12 protein-coding genes are annotated in these 21,003 nt (G+C 59.0%); 7 read left to right on the top strand and 5 right to left on the bottom strand.

Going from position 1 to position 21,003, the window contains the following annotated elements; genetic code table 11:
- Positions 1–191: 191 nt before the first annotated feature.
- The gene (locus AB1S50_RS12365; protein WP_367151051.1) at positions 192–5,438 is read right to left on the bottom strand and encodes a beta strand repeat-containing protein; all 5,247 of its coding nucleotides are present in this window, start codon (positions 5,436–5,438) and stop codon (positions 192–194) included.
- A gap of 1,347 nt (positions 5,439–6,785) precedes the next feature.
- Here AB1S50_RS12365 and AB1S50_RS12360 point away from each other — a divergent pair.
- Positions 6,786–7,784 carry an endo alpha-1,4 polygalactosaminidase gene (locus tag AB1S50_RS12360; protein ID WP_367151050.1) on the top strand — a complete coding sequence of 333 codons (999 nt, stop codon included), beginning with the start codon at positions 6,786–6,788 and terminating at the stop codon, positions 7,782–7,784.
- Positions 7,785–7,979: 195 nt separating this feature from the next.
- Here the strand turns inward: AB1S50_RS12360 and nfuA are convergent, their stop codons facing one another.
- Positions 7,980–8,582: a Fe-S biogenesis protein NfuA gene (gene nfuA, locus AB1S50_RS12355; RefSeq protein WP_367151049.1), complete on the bottom strand. Its 603-nt coding sequence runs from the start codon at positions 8,580–8,582 to the stop codon at positions 7,980–7,982.
- Positions 8,583–8,886: 304 nt separating this feature from the next.
- Here nfuA and metH point away from each other — a divergent pair, with 304 nt between their 5' ends.
- The 5 genes from metH to asnS all read left to right on the top strand — a co-directional run bounded on the left by metH (position 8,887) and on the right by asnS (position 17,124).
- Positions 8,887–12,582, top strand: a complete 3,696-nt coding sequence (metH, locus tag AB1S50_RS12350) for a methionine synthase (RefSeq protein ID WP_367151048.1) — start codon at positions 8,887–8,889, stop codon at positions 12,580–12,582.
- 56 nt (positions 12,583–12,638) lie between these two features.
- Positions 12,639–12,869, top strand: coding sequence for a DUF2970 domain-containing protein (locus AB1S50_RS12345; protein ID WP_367151047.1), 231 nt, complete (start codon positions 12,639–12,641; stop codon positions 12,867–12,869).
- 460 nt (positions 12,870–13,329) lie between these two features.
- The gene (locus AB1S50_RS12340; protein WP_367151046.1) at positions 13,330–14,991 is read left to right on the top strand and encodes a nitrite/sulfite reductase; all 1,662 of its coding nucleotides are present in this window, start codon (positions 13,330–13,332) and stop codon (positions 14,989–14,991) included.
- Complete coding sequence (locus AB1S50_RS12335; RefSeq protein ID WP_367151045.1) at positions 14,975–15,526, top strand: DUF934 domain-containing protein; 552 nt, start codon at positions 14,975–14,977, stop codon at positions 15,524–15,526. Before AB1S50_RS12340 ends, AB1S50_RS12335 begins: the two co-directional genes overlap by 17 nt.
- Before the next feature lie 197 nt (positions 15,527–15,723).
- On the top strand, positions 15,724–17,124 hold the full coding sequence (gene asnS, locus AB1S50_RS12330) for an asparagine--tRNA ligase (RefSeq protein ID WP_367151044.1): 1,401 nt from the start codon (positions 15,724–15,726) through the stop codon (positions 17,122–17,124).
- Positions 17,125–17,149: 25 nt separating this feature from the next.
- On the opposite strand, the gene AB1S50_RS12325 is transcribed toward asnS, so the two are convergent.
- The gene (locus AB1S50_RS12325) at positions 17,150–17,740 is read right to left on the bottom strand and encodes a hypothetical protein (RefSeq protein ID WP_367151043.1); all 591 of its coding nucleotides are present in this window, start codon (positions 17,738–17,740) and stop codon (positions 17,150–17,152) included.
- Positions 17,741–17,838: 98 nt separating this feature from the next.
- Positions 17,839–19,062, bottom strand: a complete 1,224-nt coding sequence (locus AB1S50_RS12320) for a CaiB/BaiF CoA transferase family protein (RefSeq protein ID WP_367151042.1) — start codon at positions 19,060–19,062, stop codon at positions 17,839–17,841.
- A gap of 176 nt (positions 19,063–19,238) precedes the next feature.
- Here AB1S50_RS12320 and AB1S50_RS12315 point away from each other — a divergent pair, with 176 nt between their 5' ends.
- Positions 19,239–19,583 (top strand): Mpo1-like protein, encoded by a 345-nt coding sequence (locus tag AB1S50_RS12315; protein WP_367151041.1) that lies wholly within the window; start codon positions 19,239–19,241, stop codon positions 19,581–19,583.
- 24 nt (positions 19,584–19,607) lie between these two features.
- Here the strand turns inward: AB1S50_RS12315 and AB1S50_RS12310 are convergent, their stop codons facing one another.
- On the bottom strand, positions 19,608–20,969 hold the full coding sequence (locus AB1S50_RS12310) for a TyrR/PhhR family helix-turn-helix DNA-binding protein (protein WP_367151039.1): 1,362 nt from the start codon (positions 20,967–20,969) through the stop codon (positions 19,608–19,610).
- Positions 20,970–21,003: the final 34 nt, after the last annotated feature.

The following is a 21,003-nucleotide window of genomic DNA, read 5'->3' as shown; positions in this document are numbered from 1 at the left end:
ACCCTGCTGAAGCGAGGTGCTGCGAATCCAGCTTTCCAGGGTCGCTGCATCATGAGCGGTAATTGTAAAAACGTCCGGAGTATCCATGGGGCAAGTATACATGAAATCAAATCACGTAACCTTATTTTCCGCATAGCCCACTAGCAGGTTGTTGAAAAACACTTTTGCAACAGCCTGCCAGGAATCCAGACTCAGTACACATAGACGGCGCCACCATTGTAATCAAAAGGATCATCAGCACTATTGCTCTGATCATTACCGATTCCGGTGGCATCGCTGTCTTCATCGAGTGCACCCACGGCCAGGGTAGTGCCGTCTCCGCTTAAACTGACCGAACTACTGAATTCGTCGCCGATGTCCGTATTGCTGGCCTTGACATAGGCCTGCTCGAACCAGCTGCCCGCGTTGCGACGAAACACATAGACAGCACCGGACCTGGAGGCAGTATTATTTTGTGAATTAGCATTGACTCCGGTGGTGCGGCTGTCTTCCTTGATTGTCCCCACCGCCAGGGTGTTACCATCGGCGCTTAGGCTCACAGCCGCACCAAAGCCATCGTCTCTATCCGTATTGCTGGCCTTGATATAGGCCTGCTGATCCCAACCAGTCACAGCATCGCGACTAAACACATAGACAGCACCGGATCTGAAGGCATCATTATTTTGTTGGTCTGCATTGATTCCGGTGGCATTACTGTCTTCACCCTCTGCCCCCACCGCCAGAGTGTTGCCATCGGCGCTCAGACTGACGCTCGTACCAAAAAAGTCCGCTTCACCGGTATTGCTGGCCTTGATATAGGCCTCCTGATCCCAGCCAGTCACAGCATCGCGGCTAAATAGATAGACAGCACCGCTCGTTTGCGTTTGGCGAAAATTATTGCCTTGGTTGCCATTCACCCCGGTGGCGGGGCTGTCTTCACCGTTGGCCCCCACCGCCAGGGTATTACCATCGGCGCTCAGACTCACAGCAAGACCAAATAGATCATTTGCCTCGCTATTGCTGGCCTTGATATAGGCCTGCTCGGCCCAGATACCGTTATTTTGGGCAAACACATACACAGCGCCAGAGTCGCGGGCACCGCCATTGCGCGGCCCCTGGCTGCTGACCCCAGTGGCCTGATTGTCTTCACGCCCAGCCCCCACCGCCAGGGTATTGCCATCGGCGCTCAGACTCAGGGAACCACCAAAACTCATGCCTGCATCCGTATTACTGGGCTTGATATAGGCCTGCTGAACCCAGCCATCTTGATCGCGGGTAAAGGTATAGACGGCGCCGGCAGCTGGAAACGGGTTAACCTCCTGGCCAGTGCTGTTGACCCCAGTGGCATTGCTCTCTTCACCAAATGCCCCCACCGCCAGGGTATTGCCATCGGCACTTAGGCTCACAGCCCCACCAAAGCTATCGCCTGTATCCGTATTGCTGGCCTTTATATAGGCTTCCTGGACCCAGCTGCCGTCCTGTTGAACAAATAGATACACAGCGCCGGCATTAACGGCAGCGTTGTTGCTCTGACCAGCCGGGTTGATACCCACAGCATTGCTGCTTTCACCGGGAGCCCCCACGGCCAAGGTATGGCCGTCGGCACTCAGGCTCACAGAGAAACCAAAACCATCACGCCTGTCCGTATTGCTGGCCTTAAAGTAGCCGATACTGCCCACCAGGGTGCCGCTGACCGAGATGGGATCCGAGTCGATACACAGCTCCCCAGCACCCCGGCCGGCACAAGCTTGCAGGATATATTGCGCATTGGTACGGGCGTAGAGGGGCACTTCCAGTGCCAGGGTACCCGTTGTCACCTCTTCGCCAACCGGGCTAAAGCCGGAAATACCATCGGGGTTTTCCAATAGCCGGTAATGGCTAGCGCCGGCAACCTCGGTCCAGTCAAAACGAAAACGCTTGACGGCCTCAAAATTCAGCGTGACATCCTGTACCTTTTCCAGGGAAGGCACAGTGAGCGTCACCGTATTGCTGACAATCCCCTCCTGACTGGCGGACACCGTCGTGCTGCCCACGCCCACAGCAGTGACTTCACCCTGGCTATCTACGGTGGCGATGGCGTGGTCACCGCTATTCCAGTTGGCACTACTGGTGAGATCGGCGGTACTGCCATCACTAAGGGTACCCTGGGCGCTTAATTGCAAGCGATTGCCCCTGGCCAGGCTGACCGTGGACGGTGTCACCTGGATGGCGGTTAATACGGCAGCGGTGACTGTGACCGCCACAGTATTACTGACAATGCCATCCTGGCTGGCAGACACCGTCGTATTGCCCAGACCCGTTGCTATCAGTTTGCCCTGAGTGTCTACGCGGGCAATCGCGGTATCGTCACTGCTCCAGCTCACACTGTCGGTCACATTAGCCGTAGTGCCATCACTAAAGGTGCCCTCGGCGAAGAGCGGCTCGCTGCTGCCCAGGGCCAGGCTGACGCTCGCCGGTATCACTTGGAGACCGGTTAACGCCGCGGGGGTAACCGTAACTGCCACCGCATTGCCGGCAACCCCATCCTGACTGGTGGAAACCGTCGCGCTGCCTTCATTGACCGCCGCCAGTTGGCCCTGGCTGTCGACCGTAACAATATGGGTATCGCTACTGGTCCAGGCAACGTTATCAGTCAAATCCTCCGTGGTGCCATCACTAAAAGTGCCCTGGGCCGTTAGTTGTTGCGTGGTGCCCTTAGCCAGACTATTGCTGGCCGGTGTGACCTGAATCGCGGTTAATACCGCACCGGTGACAGTGACTGTGGCGGTGTTGCTATCAATCCCCGCCTGGCTGGCAGAGACAGTCGCATTGCCTTCATTGACCGCCGCCAGTTCACCACTGCTATCCACCGTGGCAATATGGGTATCGCTACTGCTCCAGGCAACACTGCTAGTAAGATCGCTAGTGGTGCCATCACTAAAAGTGCCCTCGGCCGTTAGTTGCTGCGTGGTGCCCTTGGCCAGACTGTTGCTGGCGGGCGTTATCTGAATCGCGGTTAATACGGCGCCGGTGACATTGACGGTTACGGGATTGCTGGCAATGCCACCCAAACGGGCGTAGGCGATGGTACTGCCCTCTTCCACCGCCGTGAGTTGGCCCCCTATATCCACAGTGGCGATTGCCGTATCGTCGCTGTGCCAGTCCACACTGGTGAGACTGGCGATAGTGCCATCACTGTAGAGGCCCAGGGCGGTGAGCTGTTGGGCATTGCCTTTGGCCAGATCGACGGTGGCCGGTGTCACCTGAATCGCGGTCAATACGGCGGGGGTGACGGTAACTGCTGCGGTATTGCTGGCAATGCCGTTCTGACTGGCAGAGATTTCGGCATTGCCCAGACCGACGGCCACCGCTTGGCCAAGGGTATTGATCGTTATGGTGGCCGTGTTGCTACTGGTCCAGGCGACACTATTGGTCAGATCAGCAGTGCTGCCGTCGCTATAGGTGCCCATGGCGGCGAGTTGCTGGCTGTTGCCCCTGGCCAGTCTGATGGTCGCCGGTGTTACCTGAAGCGCAGTTAAGACGGCACCGGTGATGGTGACTGTGGCGGTATTGCTGACAATGCCATCCTGGCTGGCGGACACTGTCGCGTTGCCCTCATCGACCGCCGTCAGTTCACCACTGCTATCGACCGTAACAATATTGGTATCGCTACTGGTCCAGGCAACACTGCTAGTGAGATCAGCCGTAGTGCCATCACTAAAAGTACCCTGGGCGGTGAGCTGCTGGCTGTTGCCCTTGGCCAGGCTGTTGCTGGCCGGCGTTACCTGAATCGCAGTCAAAACGGCACCGCTCACGGTGACGGTCACTGTATTGCTGACGATGCCACCCCAACTGGCAGAGGCCGTAGTACTGCCTTCCTCTACTGCCGTCGCTTCCCCCAGGCTGTCCACGGTGATAATGGCGGTATTGTCGCTGTGCCAGTCGACGCTGTCGGTGATATCGGCACTGCTGCCGTCGGTGTAGCGGCCCAGGGCGGTGAGCTGTTGGGTATTGCCTTTGGCCAGGTCGACGCTGGCCGGGGTCACCTGAATACTGGTTAACTCGGCGCCGGTGACCGTGATCGTGACAGTATTACTGGCAATACCTTCGGAGCTGGCAAAGGCCGTGGTGCTGCCCTCGGTCACCGCCACGAGTTCACCCAACATATCCAGGGTGGCAATGGCGGTATCGCCAATATGCCAGTCCACACTGTCGGTGAGATCGACACTGGTGCCGTCACTATAGGTGCCCAGGGCGGTGAGTTGCTGGGCGTTGCCCTTGGGCAGACTGACCACGGCCGGGGTCACCTGAATACCGGTCAATACGGCACTGGACACGGTCACTGTCACCGTATTACTGACGATATCGTCCTGGCTGGCAGAAATGGTCACATTGCCTTCGTCGACAGCGATCAGCGCACCCTGGCTATCCACGGCAGCAATCCCTGTATCGCTACTGGTCCAGGCGACACTATTGGTCAGATCCGCAGTGGTGCCATCGCTATAGGTGCCCAGGGCGGCAAGCGGTTGGGTATTGCCTTTGGGCAGGTTAGCGCTGGGCGGTGTGACCTGAATGCTGGTTAAAATGGCACTGGTGACAGTGATGGCCACGCTATTACTGACAACATCGTCCTGGCTGGCAGAAATGGTGGTGTTACCCAGGTCCACTGCGGTGAGTTCACCCAGGTTGTCCACGGTGGCAATGGCGGTACTGTCGCTGCTCCAACTGACGCTGTCGGTAAGATCCAGTGTGCTGCCGTCACTAAAGGTACCTAGCGCGGTGAGTTGCCGGCTGTTGCCCTTGGGCAGGCTGGCGCTTGGCGGTGTCACCTGAATGGCGGTCAGGACGGCATTGGTGACGGTGACCGCCACACGATTGCTGACAATATCGCCCAGGCTGGCAGTGACAGCGGTGCTGCCGATAGCCACGGCCTTAAGTTCGCCCAGGTTGTCCACGGTGGCGATGTCGGTATCGTCGCTGCGCCAACTGACGCTGCTGGTGAGATCGGCGGTGCTGCCATCGTTATAGCGGCCCAGGGCGGTGAATTGCTGGCTGTTACCCTTGGGCAGCTTCACCACCGCCGGTGTCACCTGGATACTGGTCAAGACCGGGTCGGCGACGGCGACGGTGACGGTATTGCTGGTAATGCCATTTAAGCTGGCGGAGATGCGGGTACTGCCCTGACTGATAGCGGCGATCCTGCCATCGGCATCGACAGCGGCGATGGCCGCATTGTCACTGCGCCAGTTGACACTGTCGGTGATATCGGCGGTGCTGCCATCACTGTAGCGGCCCAGGGCAGTCAATGATTGACTGTCGCCCACCGTCAGCGAGATATCGGTGGAGGTGCCCTGCGGCGTCGTTACCTGGATGGATTCCAGCTGGGCCGCGGGGGAATCCCAAATACCGGAGTCACAGCCGGCCAGGATGGTACTAATCAGAGCGGCCAAAGCGACCAGAAGAGGCTTACTAAATGACACTGTTTATCCTTTGATATCCCAGGTGAGCAACACTTCCCCGGTTATTGTTTTTGTCGACAAACCTCAAGTGAAGGTCGATGCGCGTGAAAAAGCTTACCCAAGCCGTACCACTCATGAGAAAGCAGTCTTTATCCCTAGCAGGCTGTTGAAAAGCACTTTTTCAACAGCCTGCTGTCCCGAACAGGGATGTTCGGGCCGCAAATCAAGCAGTTACATGCTTGATTTGTCGTGGAGGGTTTGCGGACATGCGACGCAAACCCGGGTTGAGGAAAGCCAGGGAGGGCTTTTTCAACAACCTGCTAGTATTCGACGGCCAGGCGGGGGCCATAGTTAAAAAAAGAAGTGACCGGGGACCGGAGTCCTGTGATTCGCCAGGTCCTATGCAAACACCCAATGGCTTCGCAATCTGGCGCAAACTAAAAGGAGGTCGCACCGGATCTGCACATGCCTGTAGATGGCGCGAAAGTTTACATTTGACCTGTCAAATTGTGAAGTGTGCACACCAAGCCTTTCGGCCCAATTTGCGAGCAATTCGGTATAAAAACAATCGATCAGATTTTTTCTTGTACAAATTCCCTCTGTTCTGCCCTCAATACCGTAGCAACAGCTCTGCCCTAAGCTTTCCCGTCAAGCGAACAGTTCAAAATTGCTGCTGAAAAAAGCTCTGCCTGCAGCCTGCCAACGCCCCCTCTTTGCCTTCCCGCTGCCAGTGCCAGGGGTTTCCCTACTCCAGCTACAAATCTGCTGATTTGGTGGCTGAGCCTGAAACACTGGATAAGGGGCTGTTGCTCCGATGCACTTTTCCTGACAGGTCAAGCCACAAATGGCTGAAGAATAGTGCGCATTGCCCATTTGGGTCGACAGCGGATCAGCTATTCGGGGCGGCAAAACTGAAGAAAAACTCAATATTTTCAGCAAAACGACTGTTGCGGACAGATTTGGAACAGCACTGCTTCAATATCCGCCAAAACTGCAATACTTGGATACCGGGTCGGGATAAGCCTGTCCGGAGAAGACCAAAGATCCAGTGGGGACTGAAGCACCAAACAGCTATTCACTGTTGGCCGCTGTTATTTAAATCTATTAGATTAATCCGGCAAGCGACATCAGTGGCACATCTGTGTGTCCCATTTAACTCAGTAAATTAAGGTTAAGGGCGGCCAGGGCTGTTGACCGGGAATCTATGAATAGACAGAATAAGCGACAGTCACCAGCCCTTCATCCCTATTCAGCGGCTTATACAGCGACTTAATACCTGTTTGCGCAGCTCCACCCTATAAGTGGACAGGGATTCAGCCGGCTATACCAAGCTGGGGCGGATAAAATGCACTGCTTAAGGAAAAGACTATGCTAAAACGCCTCGCAATCGTTTTACTGGCATTGCCCCTCTTCGCCTGTGATTTTGACGACGTGCCGGATTTTCTGCCGGACAACGGCGTTACCACCGATTACCGACAGGAAATGCGCGACCTGGTGATAGAAATAAGTCGCTATGCCAAGCGCCGCGACAGGGACTTTATTATAGTGCCCCAGGATGCTTTGCCATTGGTGACCAGCAGTGGACAGGCCTCGGGGACCCCGGAAACCGCCTACCTCAATGCACTGGATGGCATTGCGCAACAGGGCGTTTTTTTCGGGCTCAACACGGCAGTCGATCAACCCACGCCGGCGGCGCAATCGGACAATCTGCAGCAGTTGCTGAATATTGCCAGGGACGACGGGGACCTGGTGGCACTGGTGACGGATTTTGCCAGCAGTGAGGCGAATATCGACGAGTCCATCCGCCTCAACCAGGAAGCGGATTATTTGGGATTCGCGGCACCACAAAGGCTTCTAAATACAATTCCGTCCCACCCGACGGTGCTCCCGGGGGAAAACCGGGCGGATATAGAGGACCTCACTTTTGCGCGCAATTTTTTGCAGTTGATCAATCCGAGCAGCTTTGCGAGTCCGCAGGCATTTGTGGATGCGGTGGCTGATACGGATTACGACGTGGTGATTTTGGATTTCTTTTTCAATGGCGAACCATACAGCCAGGAGCAGCTGCAGCAGATGCGCCTGAAGCGGGACGGCGGGGAGCGGCTGCTGCTGGCCTACATGAGTATCGGCCAGGCGCAGAGCGACCTCTTTTACTGGGAGGATTTCTGGCTCACCAATCCTCCGATCTGGCTGGACGAGCAGGTCGCAGAGAGTGCAACAAACTACCATGTGCGCTACTGGCTGGAGCCCTGGCAGGAGATACTGTTCGGTGGGGAGGGCGCCTACCTGGACCGGATCATCGATGCGGGGTATGACGGCGCCTATCTGGACAATGTAGACGAATTCGAGTTTTTCGAGGCCCAGTGAGCGGGTCGCGGAGCTGGGATTGCAGGGTTAATAGCGGGCTGTCAAAAAAGACTTCGTCTGCAGCCTGCTGTTTCGAACAGGGGTGTTCGGGGGGCAAATCAAGCCGGTAATTGCTCAATTTGTCGTGAAAGGTTTGCGGACATGCGCCGCAAACCCGAGCTGAGAAAAGCCAGGGAGGGCTTTCTCAGCAACATATCAGTAGTAGGCCTGGGTTTTATCGCTGTGGTCGGTGACGTCCCGGACTCCGGCGAGTTCCGGAATCTTCTCCTTCAGAGTCTTCTCTATGCCCTCCTTCAGGGTCATGTCCACCATACCGCAGCCCTGGCAGCCACCCCCAAACCTGAGTACCGCATAGTGGTCATCGGTAAACTCCACCAGGCTGACCTGTCCACCATGGGCAGCCAGCATCGGGTTGATCTCGTTGTAGAGAACGTAATTGATACGGTCCTCGATGGGGCTGTCGTCAGTGATTTTGGGCATGCGCGAGTTGGGCGCGCGGATGGTCAGCTGGCCGCCCATCTTGTCACTGGCGTAATCCACCCGGGCCTCATCCAGATAGGGAACCGATCGATTCTCGAAGTAGGCCCTGAAACCCTCCAGTTCCACAACCACATCGTCTTCCTGCTCTTCACCCGGGCGGCAGTAGGCGATACAGGTTTCGGCGTTGGGAGTGCCGGGGCTGGATACAAACATGCGAATGGCAATGCCCTCACAGTTCTGTTTTTCCAACAACTCACGCAGGTACGCCTGGGCGGACTCGGTGATGGTCACATTCAATTCTGCGCTCTGCTCTGACATAGCTTTCCCGAATAACCTAGTTTCCTTGTCGGGTATTCTACTCCCTGAGACCCTGCAGTGGAACCTGAACCGAAATAAGGTGGGTTAGTCCGGCCAAGCAGAAAAATGGTGTCTTTCTGCGACCCAATAGCGGCATCCGCCTCTTACGGGTTAGACCGGTGGGTCATCACCGGCGATACCGATCTGCTGTAAGGCGCCATACCAATCTCGGGGAGGGCTTTGGGAGTGCCGGCAACCGGGGCCACCCGCGGCGGTTGTGCTAAGATTGCCGCCGCCCGCCCCGGTCCGCAATAAGAGTGTTTCCATGTCTTCAGATTCCCGCCGCCTGCGTATTCAACAGCTTCACGCCGCCCTGGCCCGGCGTATCCTGATTCTGGATGGGGCCATGGGAACCATGATCCAGCAGGCGGGGCTGCACGAGGCGGACTACCGCGGCCAGCACTTCGGCGACCACCACCGGGACCTCAAGGGCAACAATGACCTGCTCAACATCACCCGGCCGGACCTGATCGAACAACTGCATCGGGACTATCTCCAGGCCGGTGCCGATATTATTGAGACCAACACTTTTAATGCCACCCGCCTGTCCCAGGCCGACTACGACCTGGAGGAGCTGGTCACAGAACTGAACCTGGCCGCCGCCCAAATAGCCCGCAAGGCCGCCGATGCGCTGTCGACCCCGGACAGGCCCCGGTGGGTGGCCGGGGTGCTGGGGCCCACATCGCGGACCGCCAGCATTTCGCCGGACGTGAACGACCCGGGGGCGCGCAACGTCACTTTCCAGCAGCTGGTGGACAATTATGTGGAGGCGGGACAGGCGCTCATAGAGGGCGGCAGCGACATAATCCTGATCGAGACGGTGTTCGATACGCTCAACGCCAAGGCGGCTATCTACGCCGTTAGGCAGCTGTTTGACGACCTGGGAACCGAGCTGCCGATTATGATTTCCGGCACCATCACCGATGCATCCGGCCGCACTCTGTCCGGCCAAACCACGGAGGCCTTTTATTATTCGGTGGCCCACGCGGAGCCGCTGAGTGTGGGCCTCAACTGCGCTCTGGGAGCGACGGAACTGCGGCCCTATGTGGAGGCCCTCTCCGGTATCTGCTCCACCTTTGTTTCGGCGCACCCCAACGCGGGCCTGCCCAATGAGTTCGGCGATTACGACGAGACACCACAAGAGACCGCGACCATTGTCACCGAGTTTGCCCAGAGTGGATTCGTCAATATTCTCGGCGGCTGCTGTGGTACCACACCGGATCATATCGCCGCTATCGCCCGGTCGGTCGCCGATATACCGCCGCGAAAACCACCGCCGGCCAAGCCCGCTCTCCGCCTGGCGGGGTTGGAACCCTTTGTGGTGGATAGCGACTCCCTGTTTGTGAATGTGGGGGAGCGTTGCAACGTAACAGGTTCCGCGCGGTTCAAACGCCTGATCCTCGAGGAGGACTATGACACCGCCCTGGAGGTGGCCGCCCGGCAGGTGGAGGACGGTGCCCAGGTCATCGATATCAATATGGATGAAGCGATGCTGGATTCGACCGCGGCGATGCGCAGATTCCTGAACCTGGCGGCGGGTGAACCGGAAATCGCCAAGGTGCCCTTTATGGTGGACTCCTCCAAGTGGGAGGTGATCGAGGCCGGCCTGCAGTGCATACAGGGCAAACCCATCGTCAATTCCATCAGCCTGAAGGAAGGCGAGACGGAATTTATCCAGCGGGCAGACCTGTGCCGGCGCTATGGGGCCGCCGTGGTGGTGATGGCTTTCGACGAGACGGGCCAGGCGGACACCCTGGCGAGAAAAATCGAGATCTGCCGCCGCAGCTATGACCTGCTGGTGGAAAAAGTCGGTTTTGCGCCCTCGGATATCGTTTTCGACCCCAATATCTTTGCCGTCGCCACCGGCATCGACGAACACAATAATTACGCGGTGGACTTTATCGAGGCCTGCCGCTGGATTCGCGAAAACCTGCCCGGCGCACAAGTGAGCGGCGGCGTGTCCAATGTGTCCTTCTCTTTCCGCGGCAACAATCCGGTGCGGGAAGCCATTCACTCGGTGTTCCTCTATCACGCCATCCGGGCCGGCCTGAATATGGGCATAGTGAACGCCGGACAGCTGGCAGTGTACGACGACCTCGCGCAACAGCTGCGGGAGCGGGTGGAGGATGTGGTCCTCAACCGGCGCCTGGACAGTACCGAGCGACTGCTGGAAATAGCGGCAAGCTACCGCGGCGATGGCAGCGGACAAGCGCGCAAGGAGGATCTCAGCTGGCGCCAGTGGCCCGTGAACAAGCGCCTGGAACACGCGCTGGTAAAAGGGATCACCACCTATATCGAAGAGGATACAGAGCAGGCGCGGGAGGCGGCAAACCGCCCGCTGGAGGTGATCGAAGGCCCGCTGATGGACGGCATGAACGTGGTCGGCGACCTGTTTGGCGAGGGCAAAATGTTCCTGCCCCAGGTGGTGAAGTCGGCGCGGGTGATGAAACAGGCGGTGGCCTATCTGCAACCCTATATCGAGGCGGAGAAAAGCGGCCCGCGCCAGTCCAACGGGCGCATCCTGATGGCCACGGTAAAAGGGGACGTGCACGATATCGGCAAAAACATTGTGGGAGTGGTACTGGCCTGCAACAATTTTGAGGTGATCGACCTGGGAGTGATGGTGCCGGCGGAAACGATTCTACAGACCGCCGCCGAAAAAAACTGTGACATCATCGGCCTGTCTGGGCTGATCACCCCTTCCCTGGATGAGATGATGCACGTGGCCGCTGAAATGGAGCGCCAGGGCTTCGACATCCCCCTGCTGATTGGCGGCGCCACCACATCCAAGGCCCATACGGCGGTAAAAATCGATCCGCTGTATTCACAGGATCAGACCGTCTACGTAGCCGATGCATCCCGGGCGGTGGGCGTTGCCAGCAGCCTGTTGTCCAGTGAATTGAAACCCGGCTTTGTCAGCGGCGTCCGGGAGGAGTACCACAAGGTGCGCCAGCGCTCCGGCAACCGCCGGCGCACTGATACCCGCCTCAGTTATAGCGAAGCCCTGGCAGCCGCCCCCAGGTTTGACTGGGCAAGTTACACGCCCAGCGTGCCCAACCGCCTGGGCATCACCGTGATCGACGACTTCCCGCTGCAAAAGCTGCTGGACACCATCGACTGGACGCCCTTCTTTATCTCCTGGGATCTGGCCGGCAAGTATCCCGCTATTCTGAACGATGAGGTGGTGGGTGAAGCGGCGACGGATTTATTTAAGAGCGCGCAGTGGATGCTGCAAAAGGTCATCGACGAAAAACTGCTCCGCGCCCGCGCGGTGATCGGACTCTGGCCCGCCAACAGCGATGGGGACGACATCATCGTGTATAAGGACGAGTCCCGCACCGAAGAGCTGATCCGCCTGCACCATATGCGCCAGCAGGTGAACAAACGGGGCGGCGACGGACACTGCCGCTCACTGGCGGATTTCGTGGCTCCTGTGGAAAGCGGCGTTGCCGACTATGTGGGCGGCTTTGTGGTGACCACCGGGATAGGCGCCGATGAGCTGGCGGCTCAGTACGAGGCCGCCCACGATGACTACAACGCAATTATGGTGAAGGCGCTGGCCGACCGTTTGGCGGAGTCCTTCGCCGAACATCTGCACCGCCGGGTCCGCACGGATTACTGGGGTTACGCCGAGGGCGAATCCCTGAGCAACGAGGAACTGATCAGGGAGGCCTACCGCGGTATCCGCCCGGCACCGGGCTACCCGGCCTGTCCCGACCATACGGAGAAAGCCGCCCTATTCCGGCTGCTGGATGCGGAGGAGAATACCGGCGTCCAGCTGACATCGCATTTTGCCATGACGCCGGCGGCCGCGGTAAGTGGCTGGTACTTCGCGCACCCGGGCGCCAAATATTTTAACGTGGGCAAGATCGGCAGCGACCAGGTCACCAGCCTGGCCCGGCGCAAGGGTATGCCGGTGGAGGAGCTGAAACGCTGGCTGGCCCCGAATCTGGAGGAGTAGCGGTGAGGGATCATCCACTGGATTGCAGGGTTAATAATGATGGAGACAAACTACCTATGAAAGAAACACCGGAATCCTCGCAGCAGAAGCCGCACAAACCCTCTTTCGGCCAGGTGGTGATGAGCACCTTGGCTGCGGCGGTGGGGGTGCAGAGTGACAGGAACCGACAGCGGGATTTCAGCCGCGGCAGTTTCGGCGCCTACATTGCCGCCGGGGTTATTTTCACCACCCTGTTCGTGTGCGCCCTGGTATTGGTGGTCAAGACAGTGCTGGCCAATATGGGCTGAGGGTCGATATCCGGAGGCCCCGGAAGGGCCGGAAACCAGCCCGGTACAACACGAACCCGGGCAGCGAGGGAGGTGGCGGTTTACTGAATGGCGACCCAGTAGATGCACACGGCAACGAAAATCGCTACCAATGCCACTGCCGCGATTGCGTCCGCCAGGTTGTCACTATCACTGGTTACAGCTGCCTCTTCATTCATCGCAGTACTCCGATTGCTGATTATTCTTATCTTCTGAGGTCCACCGCTACAGAGCGGTGGGCCAAGTAGACCAAATACCCAACCGCTGCGCAACCGACCGGCCGCTCTAACCCCCGGCTGATATAACCTTTAGTTACTAACATAGCGGAAAAAATTGTTATTTTTTGTATAAGCGCGCTGGTATGTTATGCGGCGGTGAAAACTCGGCGGGGCCTTGACCTGATTTTTGGGCCCTTGTAAAAAGTCAATAGAATCAAGCTGTTATGTACCAATATGACGACCGGGACCGCGCCCTCCTGACAGACCGTGTGAAACAGTTCCACGGCCAGACGGAGCGCTATCTGCGGGGTGAGCTCAGCGAAGAGGAGTTCCTGCCCCTGCGCCTGCAAAACGGCCTCTATGTGCAGCGCCTGGCCCCCATGCTACGTATCGCGGTGCCCTACGGGCTGCTGAGCAGCCGGCAATTGCGCCGTCTGGCGCGCATCACCCGCGATTACGACAAGGGCTATGCCCACTTCACCACCCGCCAAAATCTGCAACTGAACTGGCCGAATCTCGAGGATGTGCCGGACATTCTGACCGAGCTGGCAGAAGTGGAGATGCACGCGGTCCAGACCAGCGGCAACTGTATCCGCAACACGACTTCCGACCCCTATGCCGGCGTGGCCCGGGACGAAATACTGGACCCGCGCCCATACTGTGAACTGATTCGCCAGTGGTCCACCTTCCATCCGGAATTCGCCTATCTGCCGCGCAAATTCAAGATAGCGGTCAACGGTGCCAAATCCGATCGAGCGGCCATCCGGGTGCACGATATCGGCGTGCAAATGGTGCGTCGCGAAGGCGAAATCGGCTTTGAGATTTATGTGGGAGGCGGCCAGGGACGCACACCGGTCATTGCCGAGCGCATCCGCGAGTTTCTGCCCGAGCGCCACCTGCTGTCCTACCTGGAAGCCATAGTGCGCATCTACAACCAGCTGGGGCGTCGCGACAACAAGTACAAGGCGCGGATCAAAATACTGGTCAAAGCCATGGGCGCCACAGAATTTGGCCGCCTGGTGGAAAACGAGTGGCAGCTTGTCAAAGAGGGCGCCGACCAGCTGACCCCGGAGGCCATCGAATGGGCTAAATCCTTTTTCCGCAGTCCCGACTACACCCACTTCGACGGCGCTGAGAGCGATACCGTCCTGGCCGCTCAGGCCGCCGCAGACAAGGGGTTTGCACGGTGGCTGGAGCGCAACACCCACCCCCACCGGGTAGCCGGTTATCGCGCGGTCCGCCTGTCCACCAAACCCACCGGCGTACCCCCGGGAGATGTCACCGACAGCCAGATGGAGGCCATCGCGGATCTGGCGGAGCGCTACAGCTTTGGCGAAGCGCGGGTCACCCATGACCAGAATGTGGTACTGGCGGATGTGCGGCAGGACCAGCTGTATGAAATTTGGCGCGAAGCGCGCGGACACGGCCTGGCTACGCCCAATATCGGCACCCTGACCGATATGATTTGCTGCCCGGGCGGCGACTACTGCTCCCTGGCCAACGCAAAATCCATTCCGGTGGCGGAGGCGATCCAGCGGGAGTTCGACGATATGGACTACCTCTACGACCTGGGCGATCTGAACCTGAACATTTCCGGCTGTATGAACGCCTGTGGCCATCACCATGTGGGCCATATCGGCATTCTCGGCGTGGACAAGAAAGGCGAGGAGTATTTTCAGGTTCAACTGGGCGGCAGTGCATCGGAGCGCGCCAGTCTGGGCAAGGTGCTCGGCCCCAGTTTCTCCCGCGCGGAAGTGGCGGGGGTGATTCGCAAGCTGTTGGATGTCTACGTCGGCGCCCGCCGCGAGGGTGAGCTGTTTATCGATACCTACCACCGTATCGGCCTGGAGCCGTTCAAGGAGAGCGTCTATGCCCAGGCCAGCTAAATCACCCGGACCCCAGCCGGCCAACCCGGAGCGGCTGATTGTCGACGGTGCGGTGGTGGATAACCAGTGGCGTCTGTTGCAACTGGAAGAGGAGCCGTCGACCGCCGAACCGGTGCCCCCCGGCAAAGTGATACTGCCCTACTCCCGCTGGAAGGCCGAGCGCGGGAACCTGGAACACCGCAAAGGGGAACTGGGAGTCTGGCTCGACAGCAGTGAATCCGCATCCCTGGTGGCCGCAGACGCGGGAGAGCTGCCACTGATTGCAGTCCACTTTCCCCTGGCCGGCGACGGGCGCGGTTTTACCACCGGCCGCCTGCTGCGCGAGCGCTATGGCTTCGCCGGCGAACTGCGGGCGATTGGCGCCTTTATGCGGGATCAACTGACCTTCCTGCGCCGGTGCGGCTATAACGCTTTCGCTTTCGAGGGAGAGGAGTCGCTGGCACAGATACTGCAGTCGCTGGAGGATTTCAGCGAGAGTTACCAGGCGGCGGTCGATCAGCCGCTTCCCCTGTTCCGCCGCCGCGGACTGCGCTAGGCCTATTGGCGCTAAGGCACAACAAGGTCGCCGCTCCGCGCGGCGGCGTCTCTCCCCTCTTCTCTTCCGTCCTTTCAATTGGGGCTGGATTTAAGCCCGCCAAAACGTCAATATGCCCGCCGTAACCCGGCGCGGGCGCCGCTGGTGGACTGCCAGCAGTGCCTCTATTGCAGCGAGAGATCAGGTAAACCAAAACAATGCAAGTTGAGTCCATAGACACTCTTTTGAAATCCACTGACCGGGAAGGCCAGCGGGTGCGTATCCAGGGCTGGGTGAGAACCCGGCGCGATTCCAAGGCGGGACTGTCGTTTGTGGCAGTGCACGACGGCAGCTGTTTTGATCCCCTGCAGGTGGTGGTCGAAAGCTCCATCAACAATTACCAGTCAGATATACGGCGCCTGACCACCGGCTGCGCCGTGGATATCGAAGGCACTGTCAAGCCCTCGGAGGGCAAGGGCCAGTCCATCGAATTACTGGCGGAGACGGTGCATGTTGTGGGCTGGGTGGACGACCCGGACACCTACCCTATGTCCCCCAAGCGGCACACCATGGAACACCTGCGGGAACATGCACATCTGCGCCCCCGCACCAATGTCGGCGGCGCGGTGGTGCGGGTGCGCAACTGTATCGCCCAGGCGATCCACCGCTTTTTTCACCAGCAGGGCTTTAACTGGATACACACACCGATCATCACCGCCTCCGATTGCGAAGGCGCCGGCGAGTTGTTTCGCGTCAGCACCCTGGATCTGCAAAACTTGCCGCGTACCGACAAGGGTGACATCGACTATGGCCGGGACTTCTTTGGCCAGGAAACCTTTCTCACCGTATCCGGCCAGTTGAATGTCGAAGCCTACTGTCTGGCACTGTCCAAGGTCTACACTTTCGGACCCACATTCCGCGCGGAAAACTCCAATACCACCCGCCACCTGGCGGAGTTCTGGATGGTGGAGCCGGAATTGGCGTTTGCAGAATTGGCGGACATTGCCCATCTGGCAGAAAAAATGCTCAAGTTTGTTTGCCAGGCGGTGCTGGAAGAGCGCGCCGACGATATGGCCTTCTTTGCCCAGCGCATCGACAAAGAGGCTATTTCACGGCTGGAAAACATCATCGACAATGACTTCGCCCGCATCAACTACTCGGAAGCCATTGAGATTCTGGAAAAGTGCGATGAAAAATTTGAATTCCCGGTGGCCTGGGGCATAGACTTGGCCTCGGAGCACGAGCGCTACCTGGCCGAAAAGCATTTTCAAAAGCCGGTGATAGTGTTGAACTACCCCAAGGATATCAAGGCTTTCTACATGCGCCTGAACGACGATGGCAAAACCGTAGCAGCCATGGATGTGCTGGCCCCGGGCATCGGCGAGATTATCGGCGGCGCACAGCGGGAGGAGCGCCTGGAAAAGCTGGACGAGCGCATGGATGAGATGGCAATCCCCAGGGAACACCTGGACTGGTACCGCGACCTGCGTCGCTACGGTACCGTGCCCCACGCGGGCTTCGGCCTGGGTTTCGATCGCATCGTTTCCTATATCACCGGCATGGGCAATATTCGCGATGTAATCCCCTTTCCCCGAACACCCAAGAACGCCACTTTCTAAACCGAAGCCTTGTGTCAGGGGGCGGCTAGAAGTGCTGGGCGATCATGGTCGCGGCGATTATGGCAAACCAGATCAGGATCCAGATCCACTGGGTCCGGGAACTGCCACCGCCTTCCCCATCGGATGCCGGACGCGGGCTGGCCGCCACCACTTTGTCGAGGTCAAAGGTGTGGCGGGTCAGCTCCGGCCCCTGGTAGACGTAGACCTTGCGCGCGCCGGCCCGCAAACACAGATGCTCAAACCCCAGTAGCTCCACCACCGTCAAACCGCCCTCGTTTTTCTCCATCGGCTGAATCACTACCAATGGCGACGGCGGCAACAGGCCACCACCCCCGAGACGGGCGAAAATCAGTGCGAGAAGTTTCTGTGCGACTTCCGGTTCCACCAGCAGGGAACGCGGATGTAAAAAAGGGTTGATGACCTCCACCCCATGGCCCGGCACGGAAGAGGCGCGGTTCCCCCAGGCGACGACTTTGCGCCGGTTCTTGGATACCTGTACCGCCAGCAACGGCGCCTCGTCGACGATCCCGCCTGTACCTATATCCGTCACCCGGATACGCTTTGCCCACAGCTGGATATAAAGCGCATTCTCAACCGGTTTGTGCTGTCCCTTCATATTCGCCAGGCTTCCACACCGGCGGCGTGAAAGCCTCCCTTCTGTTGGCGCTGCGACGCATACTGTCTTTCAGGCTAGCAGCTTGTGGACAAAAGCCCCTAGACCACGCCCTTGGCGCGCAGGGATGCGATAGTGTCGTCGTCCTTGTGCAACAGCTGCCGCAACACTTCATCGGTGTGCTCACCCAGCAGCGGCGGGCCCAGCTCGTATTCCAGCGGGGATTCGGAAAAAACCGCTGGGTTTCGCACAGTGCGCACCTTGCCGGCCGCCGGGTGCTTCTGCTCGATGACCATACCTCGCGCCCGCACCTGAGGATCGGCGAATACCTGCTCCAGGTCGTTGATAGGACCACAGGGGACCTGGGCTGCACTGAGTTCTTCCAGCCACCAGGCGGACGGCCGCCCGCTTGTGGCCTCCTCGATCAGTGGAATCAGCCGCTCGCGGGCCAACACCCGCGCTGCATTGGTGGTATAAGCGGGGTTCTCCGCCAGCTGATCCAGCCCGGCAATACTGCAGAAACGTTTGAACTGCTCATCATTGCCCACAGCCAGCATGAAATAGCCGTCGCTGGATGGCACCGCCTGGTAGGGAACAATATTGGGGTGGGCAGTACCCTGTCGCTGCGGCGTTTGTCCGGAGACCAGATAGTTTTGCGCCTGATTGGCCAGCCAGGCCACCTGGGTATCCAGCAGCGCCAGGTCGATATGCTGCCCCTGCCCGGTCCGGTCCCGATGCACTATGGCCGCCAGTATCGAGGATACGGCGTACATGCCCGTCATCAGGTCCGCCACCGCGACGCCCACCTTTTGCGGACCGGCACCGGGCTCCCCCTTGGGTACCCCGGTGATACTCATCAGCCCCCCCATACCCTGGATCATGGCGTCGTAACCGGCGCGACCCGCATAGGGCCCTGTCTGGCCAAAACCGGTAATCGAACAGTACACCAGCCTGGGATTCAGGGTGCGGATAGAAGCATAGTCCAGGCCATACTTCTGCAATCCACCAACCTTGTAATTCTCCAGTAGGATATCGCACTCGGCAGCCAGCTCCCGCACCAGGGCCTGGCCCCCTTCCGAGGTGATATCAATGGTGATGGATTTCTTGCCCCGGTTGGCACTCAGATAGTAGGCCGCATCCGCCGTGTCCGCGCCCTGCTCATCCCGCAGGTAGGGGGGGCCCCAGTGGCGGGTGTCATCGCCCCGCTGCGGCCGCTCCACTTTAATCACCTCGGCACCAAAGTCCGCCAGGACCTGGCTGGCCCAGGGCCCGGCGAGAATCCGGCTGAGATCAAGAACTTTCAGTTGCGACAAAGGCCCGGACATGACTTCCCCACTGCTAACGCAAAATTTGCCGCAGCCTACCAGATTATTCATCCGACAACTAAATCAGTTGCCGCGTGAATGCGGTGCAAGGTGCTGCCCTTCCCGGCTTGGAGAGGACTTCGTTTGCGCTTAGACTGACGCGAGATAATCATCCAAAAACAACAAGGCGGTTATCCATGAAAGCCAGTTCCCAACAGCCCCAGAGCGCATCCAACGGGGAAAAGCAATTTCGCTCTTTCTCCGAGTTTTATCCTTTCTACCTGCACCAGCACCGCAATCTCACCTGCCGGCGCCTGCATTTTGTCGGCACTGCACTGGTGATCCTACTGACCGTCACCGCCTTCGCCAGCGCCAATTTCCTGTGGCTGGCAACGCTGCCCCTCGCCGGTTACGGCTTTGCCTGGGTCGGGCATTTCTTTTTTGAACACAACCGCCCCGCCACATTCAAATATCCTCTCTACAGCCTGTGGGGGGACTTTGTCATGTTCAAAGATATGCTGCTGGGGCGGATCGAAAGATAGCACTACTTGCTTTGCACTATTCCATTACCGGGCCGGCGTCAGGCCATGCTTGCGAAGCTTGTTGGCCACCGCTGTATGAGAGATGCCCAACCTGCGGGCCAGGTCCCGGGTGGAGTGGCACCCGCGACAGAGGTCCTGTAACAACTCCCGTTCGACCCTGTCCATGATGTCCCGGTAACCCAGCCCCCGCGCCCACTCCCTCCAGGGCCCCAGAGTTTGCGGCTGCAGGTCCGGCAGGTCCTCCAGCTGAATCGCCGCGCCGCCCCGACGGCGGCAGGCGCTCGATGCGGCCAGCAGAAAGTCCCGCAGGCCAGCAAAGTTGTCCGGCCAGTCGTGCTCGGCGAGGCGCTCTGTCACCACCTCCTGCAGTTCCCCGGAGACACCCTCCCCGGTGCGCAACAGGGTCTCCGCAAACCGGGCCAGTGCCGGCCGCATATTCCGCAGTGGCGGCAGCTGCAGTGTCAGGCCGGAGAAAAACTGCACCAGGACCGGGGCCAGGCCGTCGATGTGACGGCAGGTGGCGACAATGCGCAGGGATACCGGCAGTTGCGGCAACTGCCTGGCCAATTGTAATTGCTGCGTCTCTGTCAGGCGCTCCAGATCCTCGATAATCACCGTCCCTGACCGGGGCCAGTGCGGCTGACCATCACCATCCGCCAGCCGCCACTGCACACACTCTCCACTGGCGGCCAGTGGCGACAGGTGGTGCGACGCACTGGCAAAAGTGCTTTTGCCGCTTCCGCGCTCGCCGCGTATCAACAGCGGCGCATTGAGTGAAGCCAGCTCCTGCAACTTCAGACAACAGTCCCGACGCAGGTCAAAATCCCACAGGGCCACTGGGTCCGGCGCGGGGAAAACGGGGCCGGGTGCAGGCACAGCTTGCATGGTCAGCACCGCGCCCGCCAGCGATTCCACCTGCCCAGGGGAGTCGGCCACGGCAATGGGCGTCCACTCCAGGTGGTAACCGCGTCCGCGCAGAGTGACCGGAATACCGTAGCGGGGCACCGTAAAATCCCGCAGCAGCGGTGCCACCTGGAGCAGGGGCAGAAACCGCTGCAGCTGCAGCCCCGGCACACGGTCCAGACTGACCCCAAAGGCACGTGCCGCGGCCAGATTCGCCGCTATCACGCGCCCCTCGCGATCCACTGACAGCACCGGTTCAGCCACATGCCGAAGCAGAGTGTCCAGTTCAAAATGGCGTCTCTCCGACGGAATCAGGTCGATTCGGCGCACCCGCTTGAGGCCCCAGACCCGCAACAGCGACTGCTCGATTGCCCGGTACTGGGTGTCCAGCATACCCGGCGCGGCAAGGTAGACCTTGTCGCCGCTGTCGCCACCCAACTCTCCAGAAACTATGTTTATCCGATAATCGGCGAATATATGCATGATTTCCTGCAATATACCCACACGATTTTCACAA

Origin of the sequence: Microbulbifer discodermiae (assembly GCF_040742695.1) — a bacterium.
Classification (GTDB): domain Bacteria; phylum Pseudomonadota; class Gammaproteobacteria; order Pseudomonadales; family Cellvibrionaceae; genus Microbulbifer.
The sequence above is the reverse complement of the archived record's forward strand: the minus strand, read 5'-3'. Positions and strand labels throughout refer to the sequence as shown.